Annotated in this window: 16 protein-coding genes; 12 read left to right on the forward strand and 4 right to left on the reverse strand. The window is 66.1% G+C overall.

What is annotated here, in order from left to right; all coding sequences use genetic code 11:
• Window positions 1-10: 10 nt before the first annotated feature.
• Genes IVW53_10945 through IVW53_10955 form a run of 3 tightly spaced genes read right to left on the reverse strand, consistent with a single transcriptional unit; the run spans window position 11 to window position 3,119 of the window.
• The gene (locus IVW53_10945) at window positions 11-988 is read right to left on the reverse strand and encodes an alpha-ketoacid dehydrogenase subunit beta (GenBank protein ID MBF6606086.1); all 978 of its coding nucleotides are present in this window, start codon (window positions 986-988) and stop codon (window positions 11-13) included.
• Complete coding sequence (locus IVW53_10950; GenBank protein MBF6606087.1) at window positions 976-1,992, reverse strand: thiamine pyrophosphate-dependent dehydrogenase E1 component subunit alpha; 1,017 nt, start codon at window positions 1,990-1,992, stop codon at window positions 976-978. Before IVW53_10950 ends, IVW53_10945 begins: the two co-directional genes overlap by 13 nt.
• Window positions 1,989-3,119 carry a LacI family DNA-binding transcriptional regulator gene (locus IVW53_10955; protein ID MBF6606088.1) on the reverse strand — a complete coding sequence of 377 codons (1,131 nt, stop codon included), beginning with the start codon at window positions 3,117-3,119 and terminating at the stop codon, window positions 1,989-1,991. The genes IVW53_10950 and IVW53_10955 overlap by 4 nt, the downstream gene beginning before the upstream one ends.
• A gap of 257 nt (window positions 3,120-3,376) precedes the next feature.
• On the opposite strand from IVW53_10955, the gene IVW53_10960 reads away from it, so the two are divergent.
• From IVW53_10960 to IVW53_11015, 12 genes are all read left to right on the forward strand, one after another.
• Window positions 3,377-4,615 (forward strand): sugar ABC transporter substrate-binding protein, encoded by a 1,239-nt coding sequence (locus IVW53_10960; protein ID MBF6606089.1) that lies wholly within the window; start codon window positions 3,377-3,379, stop codon window positions 4,613-4,615.
• Window positions 4,616-4,700: 85 nt separating this feature from the next.
• Window positions 4,701-5,591 (forward strand): sugar ABC transporter permease, encoded by an 891-nt coding sequence (locus IVW53_10965; GenBank protein MBF6606090.1) that lies wholly within the window; start codon window positions 4,701-4,703, stop codon window positions 5,589-5,591.
• On the forward strand, window positions 5,588-6,418 hold the full coding sequence (locus IVW53_10970; GenBank protein ID MBF6606091.1) for a carbohydrate ABC transporter permease: 831 nt from the start codon (window positions 5,588-5,590) through the stop codon (window positions 6,416-6,418). Before IVW53_10965 ends, IVW53_10970 begins: the two co-directional genes overlap by 4 nt.
• 68 nt (window positions 6,419-6,486) lie before the next feature.
• The gene (locus IVW53_10975; protein ID MBF6606092.1) at window positions 6,487-7,593 is read left to right on the forward strand and encodes a mandelate racemase/muconate lactonizing enzyme family protein; all 1,107 of its coding nucleotides are present in this window, start codon (window positions 6,487-6,489) and stop codon (window positions 7,591-7,593) included.
• A gap of 62 nt (window positions 7,594-7,655) precedes the next feature.
• Window positions 7,656-8,720, forward strand: a complete 1,065-nt coding sequence (locus IVW53_10980; GenBank protein ID MBF6606093.1) for a mandelate racemase/muconate lactonizing enzyme family protein — start codon at window positions 7,656-7,658, stop codon at window positions 8,718-8,720.
• Between the two features lie 11 nt (window positions 8,721-8,731).
• Entirely contained in the window at window positions 8,732-9,511 is a 780-nt protein-coding gene (locus IVW53_10985) for an SDR family oxidoreductase (protein ID MBF6606094.1), read from the forward strand.
• Between the two features lie 635 nt (window positions 9,512-10,146).
• Window positions 10,147-11,739, forward strand: a complete 1,593-nt coding sequence (locus tag IVW53_10990) for an APC family permease (protein ID MBF6606095.1) — start codon at window positions 10,147-10,149, stop codon at window positions 11,737-11,739.
• A 27-nt stretch (window positions 11,740-11,766) separates the two neighbouring features.
• The gene (locus tag IVW53_10995; protein ID MBF6606096.1) at window positions 11,767-12,513 is read left to right on the forward strand and encodes a DeoR/GlpR transcriptional regulator; all 747 of its coding nucleotides are present in this window, start codon (window positions 11,767-11,769) and stop codon (window positions 12,511-12,513) included.
• The gene (locus IVW53_11000; protein ID MBF6606097.1) at window positions 12,506-13,456 is read left to right on the forward strand and encodes an agmatinase family protein; all 951 of its coding nucleotides are present in this window, start codon (window positions 12,506-12,508) and stop codon (window positions 13,454-13,456) included. The genes IVW53_10995 and IVW53_11000 overlap by 8 nt, the downstream gene beginning before the upstream one ends.
• Window positions 13,453-14,310, forward strand: coding sequence for a BtpA/SgcQ family protein (locus IVW53_11005; GenBank protein MBF6606098.1), 858 nt, complete (start codon window positions 13,453-13,455; stop codon window positions 14,308-14,310). Before IVW53_11000 ends, IVW53_11005 begins: the two co-directional genes overlap by 4 nt.
• A 9-nt stretch (window positions 14,311-14,319) precedes the next feature.
• On the forward strand, window positions 14,320-15,273 hold the full coding sequence (locus tag IVW53_11010; GenBank protein MBF6606099.1) for a metallophosphoesterase: 954 nt from the start codon (window positions 14,320-14,322) through the stop codon (window positions 15,271-15,273).
• Window positions 15,274-15,283: 10 nt separating this feature from the next.
• Window positions 15,284-16,210 (forward strand): carbohydrate kinase family protein, encoded by a 927-nt coding sequence (locus IVW53_11015; GenBank protein MBF6606100.1) that lies wholly within the window; start codon window positions 15,284-15,286, stop codon window positions 16,208-16,210.
• A 371-nt stretch (window positions 16,211-16,581) separates the two neighbouring features.
• Here the strand turns inward: IVW53_11015 and IVW53_11020 are convergent, their stop codons facing one another.
• The gene (locus IVW53_11020) at window positions 16,582-16,992 is read right to left on the reverse strand and encodes a YceI family protein (GenBank protein MBF6606101.1); all 411 of its coding nucleotides are present in this window, start codon (window positions 16,990-16,992) and stop codon (window positions 16,582-16,584) included.
• Between the last annotated feature and the right edge of the window lie 33 nt (window positions 16,993-17,025).

Genomic DNA, 17,025 nt, shown 5'->3' on the forward strand with positions numbered 1-17,025 from the left:
GTGCGGCCCGCTACGCCGCAACGAGACGGCTCGCCGCCGCGACGATCCGGGCTGCGTCGGGAATCGCCATGGATTCCAGATTCACGGCATACGGCAGCGGCATCTCAGCCCCACCGATCCGCACGACGGGGGCATCGAGATGATCGAAGGCATACTCCCCGATCGATGCGGCCACCTCGCCGGCGAACCCACCCGTCAATGGGGCCTCCTGAATCACCAGACATCGTCCCGTCTTCTGCACGGAGGTCGCAACCGTGTCGTAGTCGAACGGACGGAGGGTCCGAAGGTCGATGACCTCGGCGTCGACCCCATCGGCGGCAAGAGCCTCGGCGGCTGCAAGCGCTTGCTTGACCATGGCGGACCAAGCGACAAGCGTGATCTGACTTCCTACCCGGCGCACCACAGCCCGACCGAATGGATCACCCGAAGAGGCAGCGTCGAGGTCGGCGATATCGCCGAAGAGGGCCTTGTGTGCGATGACGATGCAGGGGTCATCATGTCTCGTTGCCGCGAGAAGCAGGTGGTAGGCGTCCGGCACCGTCCCGGGCAGCGCGACCGTCAGGCCGGGTATCTGAGCGAACACAGCCTCGAGGGATTGCGAGTGCTGCGCGGCGTTCCCCTTCCCGCCTCCTCCCTGGGTCAGGATCGTCATCGGCGTCTGGAACTGCCCTCCGGTCATGAACCGCGTCTTCGCAGTCTGGTTGATGATCTGGTCCATCCCGACGAGGGTGAAGTCGACGTACATGACCTCGACGATCGGGCGCAAGCCGCACATCGCGGCACCGAGAGCAGCCCCGATGAACGCCGCCTCGGAAATCGGCGTGTCCCGCACGCGCTCGGCGCCGAATTCGTCCTGAAGGCCGGCGGTGATACGGAACACCCCGCCGTAGTGGCCGATGTCCTCGCCCATGAGGAACGTCCTGGGATCGTCGCCCAGCGCCTGCTTGAGCGCGAGCCGCATGGCCGAGACGTAGTTCACGCGTGCCATGCGTCGCCTCCTGTGGATCGAGTCCCTCCGGTCACCGCAACGGGCACGAGCGCGACCGCGGGTTCCCACTCCGGCCGCGGAGCCCGCAGGGCGGCGGCCTCCGCCTCGTCCAACTCTTCTGCCACGTCTCGCTCGACGCGGCCGAGCGTCTCTTCGGTTGCACCCTCCCCGAGCAGACGACGCCGTGCGAGTTCGATCGGGTCGCGGGAGCGCCAGGCTTCGATGTCTTCCGCTGTACGGATCGTTTCGGGGTCACCGTGATAGTGCCCTGAGAACCGATAGGTCTCGAATTCGATGAACGCCGGACCCGCGCCCGCTCGGAGTCGGTGGATCGCCGCCGTGGCGACCTGCCGCACCGCCTCGACATCCATCCCGTCGGCACGCTCACTGTCGATACCGAGACCGCGAGCGCGCTCGGCGATCGTCTCGGTCCGGATCATGTCCCGCGCCGGCGTCATCTCGGAGAACTGGTTGTTCTCGCAGGCGAACAGCACGGGCAGATGCCAGACGGCCGCGAGGTTGAATGCCTCCATCACGGCGCCCTGGTTCACCGCGCCATCGCCGAAGAACGCCACTGCGACGCCGTTGGAACCCGTGAGATGGCGGGCGAGGGCGGCACCGACGGCGATCGGCACGCCTGCGCCCACGATGGCATTCGAACCGAGGTTTCCGACCGACGCGTCGGCAAGGTGAAGCGACCCGCCCAGACCGCCGCAACAGCCGGTGGCTCGCCCGCACATCTCCGCGAGGATCGCGCCGGCCGGGGTGCCCATGGCGAGCGCGTGATGGTGGCCGCGGTAGGTAGCCGTGATGACGTCCTCATCCCCGAGCGTGGAGCAGACCCCCACCGCGACCGCCTCTTGGCCGATGCCGAGGTGAATCGAGCCGCGAATCTCACCTCGGTCGTGAAGACTCCTGCATCGCTCGAGGAACCCGCGGATGAGGGCCATGCGGGCATAGCGTCCGCGCGGCTCCCCGAGAGCCGCGCGGCGTCCGACAGTCATCGCGTGCTCCCTGGTGCATCAGTTGGGCGGCGCGTTGAACCACGCACCACGAGACGGCTGTGGATGACGCGCGTCGTCGGCTCGGTGACCTCGCCACGCAGGGCGCCCAACAGCAAGTCTGCGGCCTCACTGCCGATCTCCTCGACCGAACGGCTCACGACGGTCATGGGCGGGTTGTTGAGGACGAGCGCGTCGATGTCGTCGCAGCCCACGAACGACAGGTCGCTCGGGATGTCCTTGCCTGCCTCTCTGACGGCTTGGAGCACCCCCGTCGAAATCTGGTTGCCCCCAGAGATGATCGCCGTCGGCGGCGTCGTGTCCGCGAAGAGCCGGAGTGCCTCCCTTCGCCCGAATTCGTGTCCGGAGCTCCCGAGGCGCACGGCCGGCTCCGCCGTTGACAGGTGCTGGGCCATGCCCGCCAGGTAGCCGGCCAGCCGCTCGCGCCCGGGACGCACGATCGTGTCCCCGCCGATATAGGCGATTCGGCGGTGACCGAGCTCTGCCAAGTGCGCCACCGCCTCAATGAGACCACGCCGGTGCTCGATAAGCACCCGGTGAGCGCCCGAGACCGGCAGCTCCCGATCGAGCAAGACGATCGGCACCCGCATGGACGAGAGCAATTCGATCAGTCCCGCGTCGGCCTCGTCCGTGCACGAGAGCAGGAATCCATCGACCTGACGGCTCGCCATCGTCTCGATCAAGGACCGCTCCCGTTCGGGTCGACCATCGGAGATGGCGAGCAGCATCGAGTACCCGGCCGCGCCGAAGCGCGCCGCGGCGCCGCGGGCGATGTAGCCAAACAGCGGATTGGCAATGTCCGGGACGAGGAATGCAACGGTGCGCGTAGCCCCAGTTCGAAGGCTGCGCGCGAGCGCGTGCGGCCGATAGCCGACGGCTTCCGCGGCGGCGAGCACTCGCTCGCGAAGCTCGGGACTGGCCGACCCGTTGTTGAGCACCCGTGATGCCGTCGAAAGCGCGACATCGGCGCGGGCAGCCACCTCACGCAACGTCGGTCGGATCGGCAAGTTCGAAACGGTTCCACCACTTTGGGCCGTCATGTCTTGTAGCATAGCGTCGCTGCTGGTGCGTGTCACCACCGATTCAGGCTTGACGCAGCCTTCGCCCATATGCTTCTATGGCGCTCCGATGGAATCGTTTCGATGACGAGGAGTCGGGGCGGTTGGTACGGCCCGGCGTGTGCCGGGGCGTACCACGAGGAGGAGAGTCGATGACAGTGGCATGGTCGAGGCGTCGCCATGGCGGCCGGGTGGCCGCGTTGGCGACTGCCATTGTTCTCGTCGCGAGCGCCTGTTCTGGCGGGGCCGGGACGGCGGCGCCGAGCAGCGCTCCGAGCGGCAGCGGTACTACCGCGTCAAGCGCCGCGGTGGGCACCGCCACGCCCACGCAGGCATCCGCACCCATTACCCTCACGATCTGGAGCCCTGAGAATCGTCCTGACGACGCGACCGCGCATCAGTGGCTGATCCAACAGTTCGAGGCCGCGAACCCAAACATAACGGTCCAGATCACGACCACGTCATGGGACGCCCACTTCGCCAAGATCGACGCAGCGGCGGCGGCCGGCAACCTGCCGGACATCGTCTACACCTGGCAACCGAATACGGCGGCACTGATGGCGAAGGGGATGCTCGCCGACATCACCGACGTCTACAACACCCTTGGCCCCGACAACTTCCCGGCCGGTGAACGCCAGGTCCTGTCCCAGAACGGCAAGATGTACGCGATCCCGTTCATCGGCTACCCGCACGCCCTCTGGTACCGCAAGGATTGGTTCAGCCAGGCCGGGCTCCAGGCTCCGCAGAGCTGGACGGATATCGTCAATGACGCCAAGGCCCTCACGAACAGCAACCACTACGGCATCTGCCTCTTCGACAAGGGCCTCGACGCGTACTACGTCACGGACCTGATGCTCGCGGCGGGTGCCCAGGCGTTCGACGCCCAGGGCAACGTGACGATCAACTCTCCGGCGACGGTCAACGTCCTGAACTTCATCAAGACCATCAACGACCAGCACCTGACCCCGGCAGGCTGGACGGCGATGAACATGGATGACGCGAAGCTGCCCTTCATCGCCGGCAAGTGCGCGATGAAGATCGACTCGGCATCGTTCCTGGGGGCACTCCAGGCGAACAATGCGGACCTGCTGCCCAACGTCGGCGTCGTCCCGATCCCGCTGAACGGCGGCCAGTACGCTGGTTGGGCCGGTACGAGCCAGTACGGGATCACGGCGGCCTCCCCCCATCAGGCAGCGGCGAAGGCGTTCCTGGAGTTCATGTTCCAGGCGCAGAACTACACGGGATTCATCGGGCGTGAGGTGCTCGGGTTCGTGCCTGAGTTCAAGCCCGTCGCCGACGGCACCGACTTCTACAACCAGGGCCGTATCAAGCCGCTCGCGGATATCTACAAGGCCGCGGCCAAAGCTGCCGCCACAGGCTACGCCGGTCCCACCTACGGTGACCCGAGCGTCAGCAAGCAGAACGCCCTCGTCTACAACCAACAGGTCTACTCGGAGATGGGCGCCCGGATCGAACAAGGTCAGAGCCCGCAGAGTGTGGCCGCCTGGGCGGCGACACGCATCGCCGAGCTGCTCAAGGGAGGCTGATCGGGACCGTTCGGCCCCAGTACCCTAGCCCCTGATGTCTGTGCGCCTCGGCGCGCGCACGCGGCCCCGATCACTGCTCGCTCGAATGAGCAGCGACCGGGGCCGTGGCAGCCTCTTCGGCTTTGCGCTCGTCCTCCCGGCCCTCCTCATGTTCCTGGTCTTCGCCGCGCGACCCGTCGTGGAGACCATCGCCACGAGCTTCCTCCGGCGTGACCTCACCCAGCCCGAGCTGGGCACGCCGTTCGTCGGGCTGGCGAACTACGCGCAACTGTTCTCGCTCTCCACGTTCTGGACCACGGTCACCAACACGGTGGTCCTTTCAACGGCCTCCGCCATCGCCCAGATCGTCTTGGGCCTGGGCGTCGCCTTGCTGCTCAACGAGGCCTTCCGCCTGCGCTGGCTTCTCCGCGCAGCCGTCATTCTGCCGTGGGCGATGCCGACGGTCGTTGCGGCGTTCGTGTTCCGCTGGCTCTTCGATGCGTCGTTTGGTCCGGTGAACGCCATCCTCGAGGCGATCGGACTGGTGGCGCAGCCGATCGCGTGGCTCGGGTCGCCCGATACGGCGCTACTCACGGTGATCATTGCCCACGTCTGGAAGGGCATCCCCTTCGTCATCCTCGTGTTCCTTGCTGCCCTCCAGACCGTGCCACGTGAGCTGCACGATGCGGCGCAAGTGGATGGGGCCGGCTACTGGAGCGAGCTGCGCCACATAACCTTGCCGCAGCTCCGCTACATCATCGCGATCACCTTGATCCTGCGGTTCATCTGGACGTTCAACTGGTTCGACTTCACCTACCTGTTGACCGGCGGCGGTCCGGGACAGGCGACGATGACGTTGCCGATCCAGGTGTACATCACCGCGTTCCGCACGTTCCAGCTCGGGCTCTCGAGTGCCTACGCGACGCTGATCGCGGCCGTGCTGATGGTGCTCACCGTGGGTTTCCTGCGCCTCACCATCCGCGAGCAGCACACATGAGGGGCCAGGCCGCGTACGCGCGGACCGCGCTCGGCGTGCTCATCTTCCTGCTCGTCATCTTCCCGATCTACCAGATGGTGCTCCTTTCGTTCCTGCCCCAGCGGGCCATCCTCTCATCGTCGGTCGTGCCCAACCCGTCAGATCTGACGATCGAGAACTACGTTCGCGCGTTCACCAACGGCACCATCTCGCCGACGGTCTACGTCAACAGCGCGATCGTGGGCATGGCCACGACGGTCATTGCCACGAGCATCTCCGTGCTCGGCGGCTACAGCCTGGCGCGCTTCCGGTTCTTCGGCAGCCGGTTCATGGATCGGTTCGTCCTGCTCGCCTACGTCATCCCACCGATCCTGCTCGTCGTGCCTATCTACGTGACGATGGTCAACTGGCACCTGCAGGACACGCTCGTGAGCGTCGTTATCTCGGACACCATGCTGACGGTGCCCTTCGGGATCTGGCTGCTGCGTGGCTTCTTCCGGGACATCCCCGTCGATCTCGACGAGGCCGCCCGGGTGGACGGCGCGTCGCGATTCGACGTCCTGCGTCGCATCGTGCTCCCCGTGTCACTGCCCGGTCTCGCGGCCGTGGCGGTATTCGTCTTCATGGAGTCGTGGAACGAGTTCCTCTTCGCCTCGGTGCTGCTGAGCTCCAAGGCGAACCTGACCTTCCCGGTCGGCCTCTACTCCGTCGCCGGAACCTACGGCGACATCCGGTGGGGCGAAACGATGGCCGCCGCGACGATCGGCGCCGTCCCGATGTTCGTGCTCTTTCTGATCTTCCAACGCTGGTTGGTGGCAGGCCTCACAAGTGGAGCGGTCAAGGGATGACAGACCTTCGCGACGATACCCTCACCTCGCCCGACGGTGAGCGGACAGCCACGACGAGACCCGTGAGCCTGCACGTCGAGGAGGTCGAGGTGATCCCTCTTCGCGTGCCCCTCTCGCGCGTGTTCCAGGGGTCCAAGTACTCCATGGACCACCGCTGCACCCTGGTGGTGCGGGTGATGACTCGTGAGGGCGTGGTCGGACTGTCCTACAACGGCGACGAGCCGAACACGCAGCTGGAGATCGCCCGGATCATCCGCGACGAGCTGCTGCCGCTGATCCGCGGTCAGGAGTTGCCGGCAAACGCACGCCTGTGGGACCTGATGCTCCCGCCGAGCTACGACATCCTGCGGGATCGCCGCCTGGTGATCATGGCGATGGCCGCGCTCGACTCGGCTCTCTGGGATGCGGCCGGGAAGGCCATGGGGATGCCGCTCTGGCGGGTCTGGGGCGGCAGCCGCTCGGCCATTCCAGTGATCGCGATCGGGGGTTACTACAACCAGTCCGACGCTGCCATCGGCGCCGAGATGGAGGACTACCAGCGTCTCGGGATCGCCGGCTGCAAGTTCAAGATCGGGGGCGCAACACCTGCCGAGGATGCCCGTCGAGTCGGCATTGCTCGTGCCGCGGCCGGCGAAGACTTCGTCCTGATGGTCGACGCGAACCAGGCCTACACGGTGTCGGAGGCGCTCGACTTCGCGCGACGTGCCGCTGGACTCAACCTGCGCTGGTTCGAGGAACCCGTTCGCTGGCTCAACGATCGCGTCGACCTGCGCGTCGTCCGCCAAAAGTGCGACATCCCGATCACGGCCGGGCAGAGCGAGTTCACCCGCGCGGGTGTCCGCGACCTGATCGTTTCGGGGTCGATCGACGTCTGCAACTTCGACGCCTCATGGAGCGGTGGACCGACCGAATGGCTCCGGGTTGCCGCGATCGCGCTGGCCTATGGGGTGGAGATGGCCCATCACGAGGAACCGCAGATCGCGGCGCATCTGCTCGCCGGCGTGCCGAACGGCACCTACCTTGAGTGCTTCCACCCCGACCGCGACCCGATCTTCTGGCATCTCCTCGCGAACCGCTCCGGTCCCGCCGACGGCCTGTACCAGATGACTGACGCCCCGGGGCTTGGTCTCGAGCTCGACGAAGCCTTCATCGCCCGTTGGAGGGAGGATCGGTGACCGAAGGCGTCATCGATCGCATCGAGGCGTGGCATTGCCGGATCGCGCTCGACACGCCGATCGTGCTCGGGGATCTCGTCATCGAACACCGCGACTTTGTCGTCGTACGGGTGCGCACATCCGACGGAGTCGAAGGGGCGGCGTACGCATTGTCCCGCGGTGCGCCCGTCGATCTGACCGTCACCGAGGTCCTGGCTCCGCTGCTCCTCGGACGCAGCGCCCTCGATATCCCGCGTCGCATCGAGGACCTGACCCGCGCCGTCGTCGCCCTCGGTCCGACGGGGGTCGTGCTGCGCGCGATCTCACTTCTGGATATCTGTCTCTGGGACATCAAGGGACAAGTCGCCGGCCTGCCCGTATGGCGCCTGCTCGGCGGGTACCGCGAGGCCGCCGAGGTCATGATGGTTGCACCGTACGCGGGACCGCTCGAAGCGGACGCCAAATATGCCGCGCGCCTGGTCGAGCCTGCGGCCCGTGGCTACGCTGCCTTGAAGCTGTACCCGATGGCTGACCCATTCGCCATGGCTCGCCGCCTCGAAGCCGTGCGAGCCGCGGTGGGCGACCAGGTTGGGCTCGTGGTTGACATGGCCTGGTCATGGCGAACCGTCGAGCAGGCTGTCGAGGCCGTCCAGGCATGGGAGGACTTCGGCTTGTCGTGGGTCGAGGATCCCTTCCCAGCGTCCGACTGGCACGCAATCCGGGCATTGGCCGACGCGGTGCGGACACCGATCGGCGCAGGCGACGAAGTCTCGGTCCGATCTACGATGGACGCGCTGATCAGTGAACGCGCCGTCGACCTCGTGCGGCTCGACGCGACCGCCATCGGGGGTTTCAGCCAGTTCGCCTCGGTGCGCGAGTCGGCGCATCGTGCCGGCTACGCGATCTCACCGCACGCCTACCCTGAAATCCACCGCCACTGCGTCTTCGCCTGGCCCGACGTGGGCCCCGTGGAGATCTTTCCGCCCGGCAGTCCGACCTGGGGGGCCTCGCGGTTCCTCGCCGCTGAGATCGAACTGCCACGCGGGTCCACTGAGATCCTGGCACCGACCGACGCCGGCCTTGGGCTGCGTGTTGACTGGACGGCGGTCGCGTCGCTGTCAACCCGCTCGACGTCTACCGCACGATAGGAGGCAACAGCGTGGAGGGATCCCGGCAGGTCGCGGTCGTGACCGGCAGTGCCAGCGGCATCGGCCTCGCGATCATCGAACGTCTCGTCAAGGCTGGCTACGTCGCGGTCATCGTCGACGTCAACGAAACGCTAGGACAAGAACAGGCCACCCGGCTGAACCGGGCAGGAAGCGCGGTCGAGTTTCGCCGAATGGACGTCACCGACGAGGCACAGGTCGATGACGTCCTCGGGCGTGTGGCGACGGACCTCGGCTCGCTCGACCTCTTGGTCAACAACGCCGGGATCACCACGCACGGGCTCATCGAGGACCTGTCGCTGGTCGATTGGCACCGCGTGCTCGACGTCAACCTCGACGGCGTCTTCAGGTGCCTCCGCGCCGCTGGCCGCATCATGCTCCGTCAGGGATCCGGCAGCATCGTGAACATCGCGTCCGTAGCATGGGAACGGGGCTCCCCCGGGCGAGCCCCGTACAGCGTTTCGAAGGCCGGCGTCGTGTCGCTGACCAAGGTCGCTGCCGTCGAATGGGCGGCGCGAGGTGTGCGCGTCAACGCGGTTGCTCCCGGCTACATCGACACCCCGATGCTGCGCACCGCGTATGAGCACGGCGCCATCGACGAGCGCGACGTGCTCGCTCGGATCCCAGCAGGGCGGGTGGCCCAGGCGACGGAGATCGCCGAGGTCGTGGCATTCCTCGGTTCACCTGCGGCGTCCTACGTCACGGGCCAGACGCTCGCCGTCGATGGTGGCTTCCTGGCGGACTATGGGGTGGGCATGAAGCGGAACGAATGACCGCCTGCGTCGCCGGGGTGGAGAATGTCCCTCGCGTCCCTGTTGTTGAGGGTGGACTTCCACGTCCGCGCGTCCTTTGTGCGCTAGGAAGTCGAGTTTCACCAGATTGAGCGATTGGTATCACCCCAGTTCGCCCCCGCGGATTGAGGTGATCCGGCCGATGCCGATGGAGTCGACATCGGTGTCCCCCGAGCGGGTGATCCGCCAGTGGGCAAAGAGGGTCGATCAGATCCTTGCGGTTGATCTCCCAGATAATGAGCTTCGTGAGGAGGAGCAGCCAACGGGATCGTCGGCTCCGGCGAAGCAAGCTGGAGTGCGCAGATCAAGAACGTGGCTTACCTCGAGTGGGTCGAACATCACGTCCACCGACCACGACCCGCAGGTGCCTCGCAGCAGAGACGCTGGGCGCCGTCGCGCATGTTGAATCGCTTGTCGGGATTGTAGCTCTCCCCTTCCAGGAGGGCCTCGATAGGGTCGTTCCGCGAGCGTGGTCAGCAGAAGTGCTTCCCGAAACTCGGCAAGTCCTGCTCCTGCAAACTTGCCTCTTGAAGTGTGGGAAGTTGTGTGTAGCATAGTCCGAAACTGCGACTCGCTTGTGGACGCAGGTGTGGAGGCGGAGGAGGCATGGGCGCGACATGAGCGCTGGAACGCAACAGATCTTCGTCCGGAATTCGACCGGTCTACGCAAGGAAGCCGGCACGTTGGACGTCTTCGTCTACAACGTCAACAACCAGAACATCGGGCTCGGCGTCGCGTTCCTCTTCACGGCGATCGCCGCCTACCCTGGGGGCAACTTTCCGCTCTCGGCCATCCTCGGGAGCCTCCTCGTCGTCCCGCTGTATTTCGTCTACTCCCGGATGTCGGCAGACATGGCCCGCTCGGGTGGCGACTATGTCTGGACGAGCCGGATCTTCGGCGCACGCTGGGGTCCGGTCGTTGGGTTCACCCTCGCGTGGACGTGGATCATGCTCGCCGTCACCGCAATCGGCGCTCCGGCAGCATTCTTCGCCCAACTTGGGGTCGCCGGTTGGATGCGAGAGCTCGGCAACGCGACCGGGTCAGCATCGTTCACCGACATCGGCAACTGGGTCAGCAGCCAGATCGGCACGATCGTCGTCGGGACCGTCCTGCTAGTTGCGTTCACCTACATCCTGATCCGCGGCGTACGGACCTACATGCGGATCCAGAACGTTGCCTTCCTCCTCGCGATGGCAGGTGTCGTGCTCGGGGTCATCGCCGCGCTGACGGCGAGCGCTGGCGCCTTCCCGGCGCACTTCGACGCATACGTCAGCTCTCTCGGAGGGATCGCGAACGCATCAGCGAAGGTCGCCTCAAACACCCCGGCGGCCACCGGGTTCTCCGCCCAGTCGACGTTCTACGCAATGCTCTGGACGATCTACATGGTCCTCTTCGGCGCCACCTCCTGCTACATCGGCGGCGAGGTTCGACGCCCCGGACAGACGCAGCGCATCGGGATGATAGGGTCGCTCATCCTTACCGGTATCTCGATCGCGCTCTTGATCGTGGTCGTTGAGCAGGCGATCGGGCAGTCGTTCCTCCAGGGCCTTGCCTCCACAGCGCCGGGCGATTTGGGGCTGGCCTTCAATCCGACGTACAACGAGCTGCTCGCGATCGCCTTCTCGCCGAGCATCGCGTGGTCGCTCCTGCTCGGGTTTACCTTCCTGTTCTGGACCTACGTCTGGATGCCGATCAACTTCTTCACCGCGACTCGGCTCATGCTCGCCCTGAGCTTGGACGGGTACTTGCCGGCAAAAGTGTCCGACGTCCATCCGCGGTTTGCGACCCCGCATGTCGCGATCCTGATCGCCTTCGTGCTCGGTGAAGCATCACTCGTCCTGTTCGTAGTGGGCATTCTGTCGGTGATCACGCTCCTCTGGGCTGGGGTCCTCATGTTCGCCGTGACGGGCGTGGCTGCGATCGTCTACCCGTATCGCCTCCCGGCGGTGTGGGCGGCCGGCGGTGCGAACCGGATCGCCGGCATCCCGGTCATCTCGATCTGGGGAGCGCTCCTCGTTCCGGCCATGCTGATCGTGCTCTGGATTCTCTGGTTCGACCCCTTTGTTGGGATCGGGGCGAGTTCAACGGGGGTGCCCCTCAACGTGGGACTCCCGATCGTCGGGTTCATCCTGTTCTGGGTCATCTGGGCGTTCCGGAAGAGCCGCGGTTTCGACGTGCGCCTCTCGGCGACCGAGATTCCCCCCGACTGATCCGTGCGCGAAATCCGACTCCAGCGAGTGCATGAGGCGGTCGTCGAACATGGGTCCGTTCAGGTCCCACGACTCGCGGCGGAATACGACGTCTCGGAAGAGACGATCAGGCGTGACCTCGACCGCCTCGCTCGGCTCGGTCTAGTCGTCCGGACCCGGGGCGGCGCGGTCGCCCCGGGAACCTCGTTGACTGAGCGCGACCTCCAGATCCGGGCCCAGGAGAATCGCCCGGAGAAACGGGCGATCGCACGGGCCGTGGTCGAGCGGCTCGTAAAGAATGGGATCTCGATCGGCCTTGACACCGGGAGTACAACGCTCGAAATCGCGCGCGCACTCCGGGGCCGAAGCGTGACGGTCGTGACGAACAGCCTTCCAGCAATCAACGAGCTCGCCGGCACGGACGTCACGCTCGTTATCCTTGGGGGAACGTTCCAACCACGCTCGATGAGCGTCGTCGGGGCGATGACGGAACGAGCGGCTGATCAACTCCACTGCGATCTCGCCCTCATTTCTGCACCGGCCATGACGGCCGAGCACGGCCCGATGGATACCGACCTCGAAGCCATCGAGGTCAAGCGTGCCTTCATTCGCCGAGCCAACCGGTCGTACGCTGTCGTGGACCACACGAAACTCGGCCGGACCGCGTTCTCGACGATCTGCGAACCGACGCTGCTGACCGGCCTCGTCACCGATGATGGGGCCGATCCAGTGATCCTCGACGCCTTTCGAGCTCTCGGGCTCGATGTCATCACAGGGACTCGAACCGATGCCTAACCCGCCCCTCCCCAATCCAAGCGAACTCGGCGTGATCCAGTCCGGCGTCGCGACGTTCTTCGGGCGCCCGCACGCGTCGCTCGATGCGCTCGAGGGCTTCCGCTGCGCGATCGCTGGTGTCCCATGGGACGAGGGGAACGCCGGTCGCAACGGCGCGAACTACGGCCCGCGCGTGTTTCGCGACACCTCAAGCTGGTTCCTTGGCTATGACGCTCAGCGCGACTTCGACCTGTGGGACGTGTTGCCGACGGCAGACGTTGGCGATGTCACGGTTCTGCCGCCGAATGCCGAGCGAACGATGGGGTTCATCGCCGACCACGTCGAGGAGGTCCGCACACGCGGCGTGTTTCCGGTCCTCGTCGGCGGCAATCACAGCTTGGCGATCGGAGCGGCACAAGGGGCGGCCCGGACCGTGGGCCGGATGGGCTACCTCAGTATCGATGCGCATCTCGATACCGCGCCGGACTGGCAGGGTGAGCGGTATATGAGTGGATGTCCGACGTTCCGGGCGGCCGAGATCCCGAATGTGGCGCCCGCTAACGTCGTCGTCTTCGGCGTGCACGGCTGGCTCAACCCGCGCTCGCAAGTCGAGGCGGCGAGGGAGAACGGGATCAGCTGGTTCGGCGTCGAGCAGATCGAGGAGATCGGTCTCGAGCAGGCCCTCAGCCAGGCGATCTCGATCGCCTCCGATGAAGTCGATGGGCTGTATGTCAGCTTCGATCAGGACTCAATCGATGCCTCGCACTTTCCTGGCACGGGCACCCCGGAGCCAGGTGGCATGTCGTCACGCGATGCGCTCAAGGTCGCCCGCCTCCTCGGCCGGGCCCGGCCGATCGCGTTCGATCTCGTCGAACTCGCCCCGATCTACGACCTGTCCGGGATCAGTCCGCGGCTGTCCTGCGGGTTGGTTATGGCCTTCCTGTCCGGATTGGTGGGTCAATGAGTACGAACGGGGGCGGTCTGCCGAAGCCAAATGAGGTCCAGCGTCTCTTCGGACGACGCGGGGCACTTGTCGGGATGCTCCACCTGCGTCCGTTGCCCGGAGCCCCCAAGTACCGGGCCGAGGAAGGCGTGGAAGGCGCCATCGAGCAGGCACTTCGTGAAGCACGTCTGCTCGTGTCCGCCGGGTTCGACGGCCTGATCGTGGAGAACGGCTGGGACATCCCATTCGTCCCTCCCGACCGCGTTGGCCACGAGACGACTGCCGCGATGGCGGTAATCCTCCGGGTGCTCCGAGACGAGGTCCAGGTTCCGATCGGCGTGAACTGCCTCGCGAATGCTGTTGACTCTTCGATTGCTGTAGCGGCAGCCGGCGGCGGCGCGTTCGTGCGGGCCAATCAATGGGTCAACGCGTATGTCGCGAACGAGGGAATCCTGAGCGGGCGGGCCGGCGAAGTGAGCCGCTACCGGCACGGCATCGGTGCAGACGAGGTCCGCGTGTGGGCGGACGTCCTGGTCAAGCTCGGGAGCCACGCGCTGACCGCCGACCGGCCGCTCGTTGAGCAGGTCCGCGACCTCGAGTGGTTCGATGCTGACGCCGTGATCGTGACCGGCCGGCGCCTTGCCGATCCGCCGGTCTACGAGGACGTGCAGGAGGTCCGGTCAGTTACCGACCTCGCGGTGGTCGCCGGATCGGGTGTCACCGATGAGAATATCGGTCGGCTCCTTTCCGTCGCGGATGCCGCGATTGTCGGTAGCGCGCTCAAGAGCGGCGGCGTCTGGTCGGGGGAGATGGAACCGGCGGCCGTGAAGCGCATCGTGGCAGCACGCGACGCTGCCCTGGGCCCAGGACGATAGGGAATTCCCTTGGCGAAGAAGCTCACGATCTTCTATGCGTCCGACATCCATGGCTCGGAGAAGGTGTTCCGCAAGTTCCTCAACGCAGCCCCCTTCTACAAGGCGCAGGCTGTGATCTTCGGTGGTGACCTGACCGGCAAGTCCCTTGTGCCGCTCGTCGAGGTCGCGCCCGGTCGTTTCGAGGCAAAGGCCGAGGGTATCGCTGGTGAGGTGGAATCAGGAAGCGCCCTGGAGGCCCTCGAGACGGCGATCCGGGGGCGGGGTTCCTACCCGTACCGCACGACACCGGCCGAGCTCACCGCGATGAACGCCGATCCGGACCTCGTCCGGACGATCTTCCGAACGGTGATGAGCGAGAACGCCGAACGATGGGTGACCCTTGCGGATGAGCGGTTGCGAGCAGCGGGCATCCCGGCGCTGATGATGCCCGGCAACGACGATGAGCCGGAGGTGAAGCGCATCCTGACACAAGGCGACTGGATCACCGATGCGGAGGGTCGGTGTGTCGAGCTCGAAGGGTTTCAGGTGATCAGCTGGGGCTACGCGACAACGACTCCGTGGCACAGCCCTCGCGAGATCACGGAGGCGGAAATGGCGGTCGCGCTCGACGGGCTGGTTGACCAGCTCGACGTCCGTCGCCCGGTGATCTTCAACTTCCACGACCCACCGATCGAGTCCGGTCTCGACCTTGCCTACAAGATGACGCCGGATATGAAGCTTGTCATGGCCGGTGGTCAGGCATTGCTCGCTCCGGTGGGGAGCACGGCGGTGCGCGCCGTGCTCGAACGCGTCCAACCCGTACTCTCCCTCCACGGCCACATCCACGAATCTCGGGGGATCGGCAAGGTCGGCCGAAGCGTCGTGATCAACCCAGGAAGCGCCTATTCAGATGGGACGCTCCAGGGCGTCTTGATCACGCTGACCGAGGACAAGGTCGTCGGCCAGCAACTCGTGACGGGCTAAGGAAACCTGCGTGGCCGCGCCCATTGCACCACCCGACCGGGCGAGAGCCGATGGACCCGTCATTGCCGTCATCGGTGATGCCGCACTCGACCTCTCCTTCGAGGTTGCCTCGTTCGATGGGGTCGACGAGAAGGTCGAGGCGACCAGCAGCCGCGAGCTCGGCGGGACCGGGGCGAACGCCGCAGCGGCGATCGTTCAACTCGGTGGACAGGCGCGCCTCCACGCGGTCGTCGCGCGGGACCCGATCGGGGACTTCATCCTTAGACAGCTCATCGATCGTGGGCTCGACACGGCCGACATGGCGATCGTCGACGGCCGCTCGACGGTGGCAGTGATCCTGCGCAGCCGCGAACGGCGCCTCGTCATCGTCGACCGTGGCGTCGCGGACAAGGTGAGCCATCTCGATCCGGCGGTCGTCGCCGATGGCGCGGCGGTCGTGTATCTGAGCGCCGTGCCCTGGGCAGTGGCTGCGAACATCATAGCTAAGAGCACCGTTCCCGTGGTCGTCGGCCTCGAGGCGCGTCAGCTGGCCGACCTCGGGGCTGGTGGCACGCCCCAAGCGGTTGCTCAGGTGCTCGATCGAGCTCATGTGGTGCTGACGAATGAAGCCGGAGCGGGCGCTCTCGCCGAGATCCTTCGTCAGCTCGCGACGGCCACCGTCGTCGTGACGCGCGGCGCAGCGGGCGCCATGCTGCGAGTCCATGGCGGACCGTATGTTGAGGTCCACGCCCCTGCGATTGACGTGGTCGATGCGACCGGCGCAGGCGACTGCTTCGCCGGGGCCCTGTGCTACTTCCTCGCAGGCGGCAGCCGGATCGAGTCAGTCGTCCGATTGGCGACGATCGCGGCGAGTCTCTCAACCCGGCAGAGAGGCGCGCAGGCGGGTCTTCCGGGCGAGGCGGAGGTTCGTGCGATTTTCCAGAATCAAGCGCTCTAGGCCATTCTTTGCGCGGCTCTGCCCCGAGGGACAGCTCGGCGTCATCTCGGGCCGGGCCTGGCCGACCCTTGGACTCCATGTCCCCACATTCTGCTGCGTCGGCAGAGCACGACGGGCAACGATCGGACGCTCAAGCGGACGTGAGGCTGAGGTAACAGGCGAGCTGGGCGTCAGCGAATCCGCCGTCGCCTGAGCGAAGAATCGTTGCCGTCGGAGGCACGGCCTGGCGGGTCCCACGGCAAATGCTCCGCCTCAGGAGCGCGGGCCTTTCGCGGGGCAGCGAGGCCCGCAGGACGCGACGATGCCCCGCGTGTGGGCCGGGGCATCGGTCAGATGGCGGTTGGTGACCGGCGGCGCGGGTCGCCTGCCGGTCAGGCCGTTGCGGCGACCGGCTCGACCGCGGGTGCGACGAGCTCGAACTCGAGGTGGATCTTGATCTCGTCACCGACGAGCCAGCCACCACTCTCGAGGGAGACGTTCCAGGTGAGGCCCCAGTCGTTGCGGTTGATCTTCGTGTCGGCGCTGACGGCGGTCAGTCGGCCGCCCTGCATGCCGGGCACGGTGCCGAGGAGCTCCGCGGCGAGGACGACCGGGTGGGTCTGGTCCTTGATCGTGAGGTTGCCGCTGATCTCGTAGTCGCGAGCGCTGATCTTCGCGATGCTCGTGCTCACAAAGAGCATCTCCGGATACCGCTCCGAATCGAGGAAGTCGGCGCTACGAAGATGGCCGTCGCGCCGCTCCTGATTCGTCGTGATGCTCGCGGTTGCGGATTTCGCTCCAATCCGATCACCCGTTTCGCTCCAATCCGATCAGTC

It is taken from the genome of Chloroflexota bacterium (assembly GCA_015478725.1).
In the GTDB taxonomy this organism is placed as follows: domain Bacteria; phylum Chloroflexota; class Limnocylindria; order Limnocylindrales; family CSP1-4; genus C-114.

What these genes read in the sequence shown, in the direction of transcription:
- IVW53_10945 (MBF6606086.1), bottom strand. Translation starts at nt 988, where the DNA reads ATGGCACGCGTGAACTACGTCTCGGCCATGCGGCTCGCGCTCAAGCAG.
- IVW53_10950 (MBF6606087.1), bottom strand. Translation starts at nt 1,992, where the DNA reads ATGACTGTCGGACGCCGCGCGGCTCTCGGGGAGCCGCGCGGACGCTAT.
- IVW53_10955 (MBF6606088.1), bottom strand. Translation starts at nt 3,119, where the DNA reads ATGGGCGAAGGCTGCGTCAAGCCTGAATCGGTGGTGACACGCACCAGC.
- IVW53_10965 (MBF6606090.1), top strand. Translation starts at nt 4,701, where the DNA reads ATGAGCAGCGACCGGGGCCGTGGCAGCCTCTTCGGCTTTGCGCTCGTC.
- IVW53_10970 (MBF6606091.1), top strand. Translation starts at nt 5,588, where the DNA reads ATGAGGGGCCAGGCCGCGTACGCGCGGACCGCGCTCGGCGTGCTCATC.
- IVW53_10990 (MBF6606095.1), top strand. Translation starts at nt 10,147, where the DNA reads ATGAGCGCTGGAACGCAACAGATCTTCGTCCGGAATTCGACCGGTCTA.
- IVW53_11000 (MBF6606097.1), top strand. Translation starts at nt 12,506, where the DNA reads ATGCCTAACCCGCCCCTCCCCAATCCAAGCGAACTCGGCGTGATCCAG.
- IVW53_11005 (MBF6606098.1), top strand. Translation starts at nt 13,453, where the DNA reads ATGAGTACGAACGGGGGCGGTCTGCCGAAGCCAAATGAGGTCCAGCGT.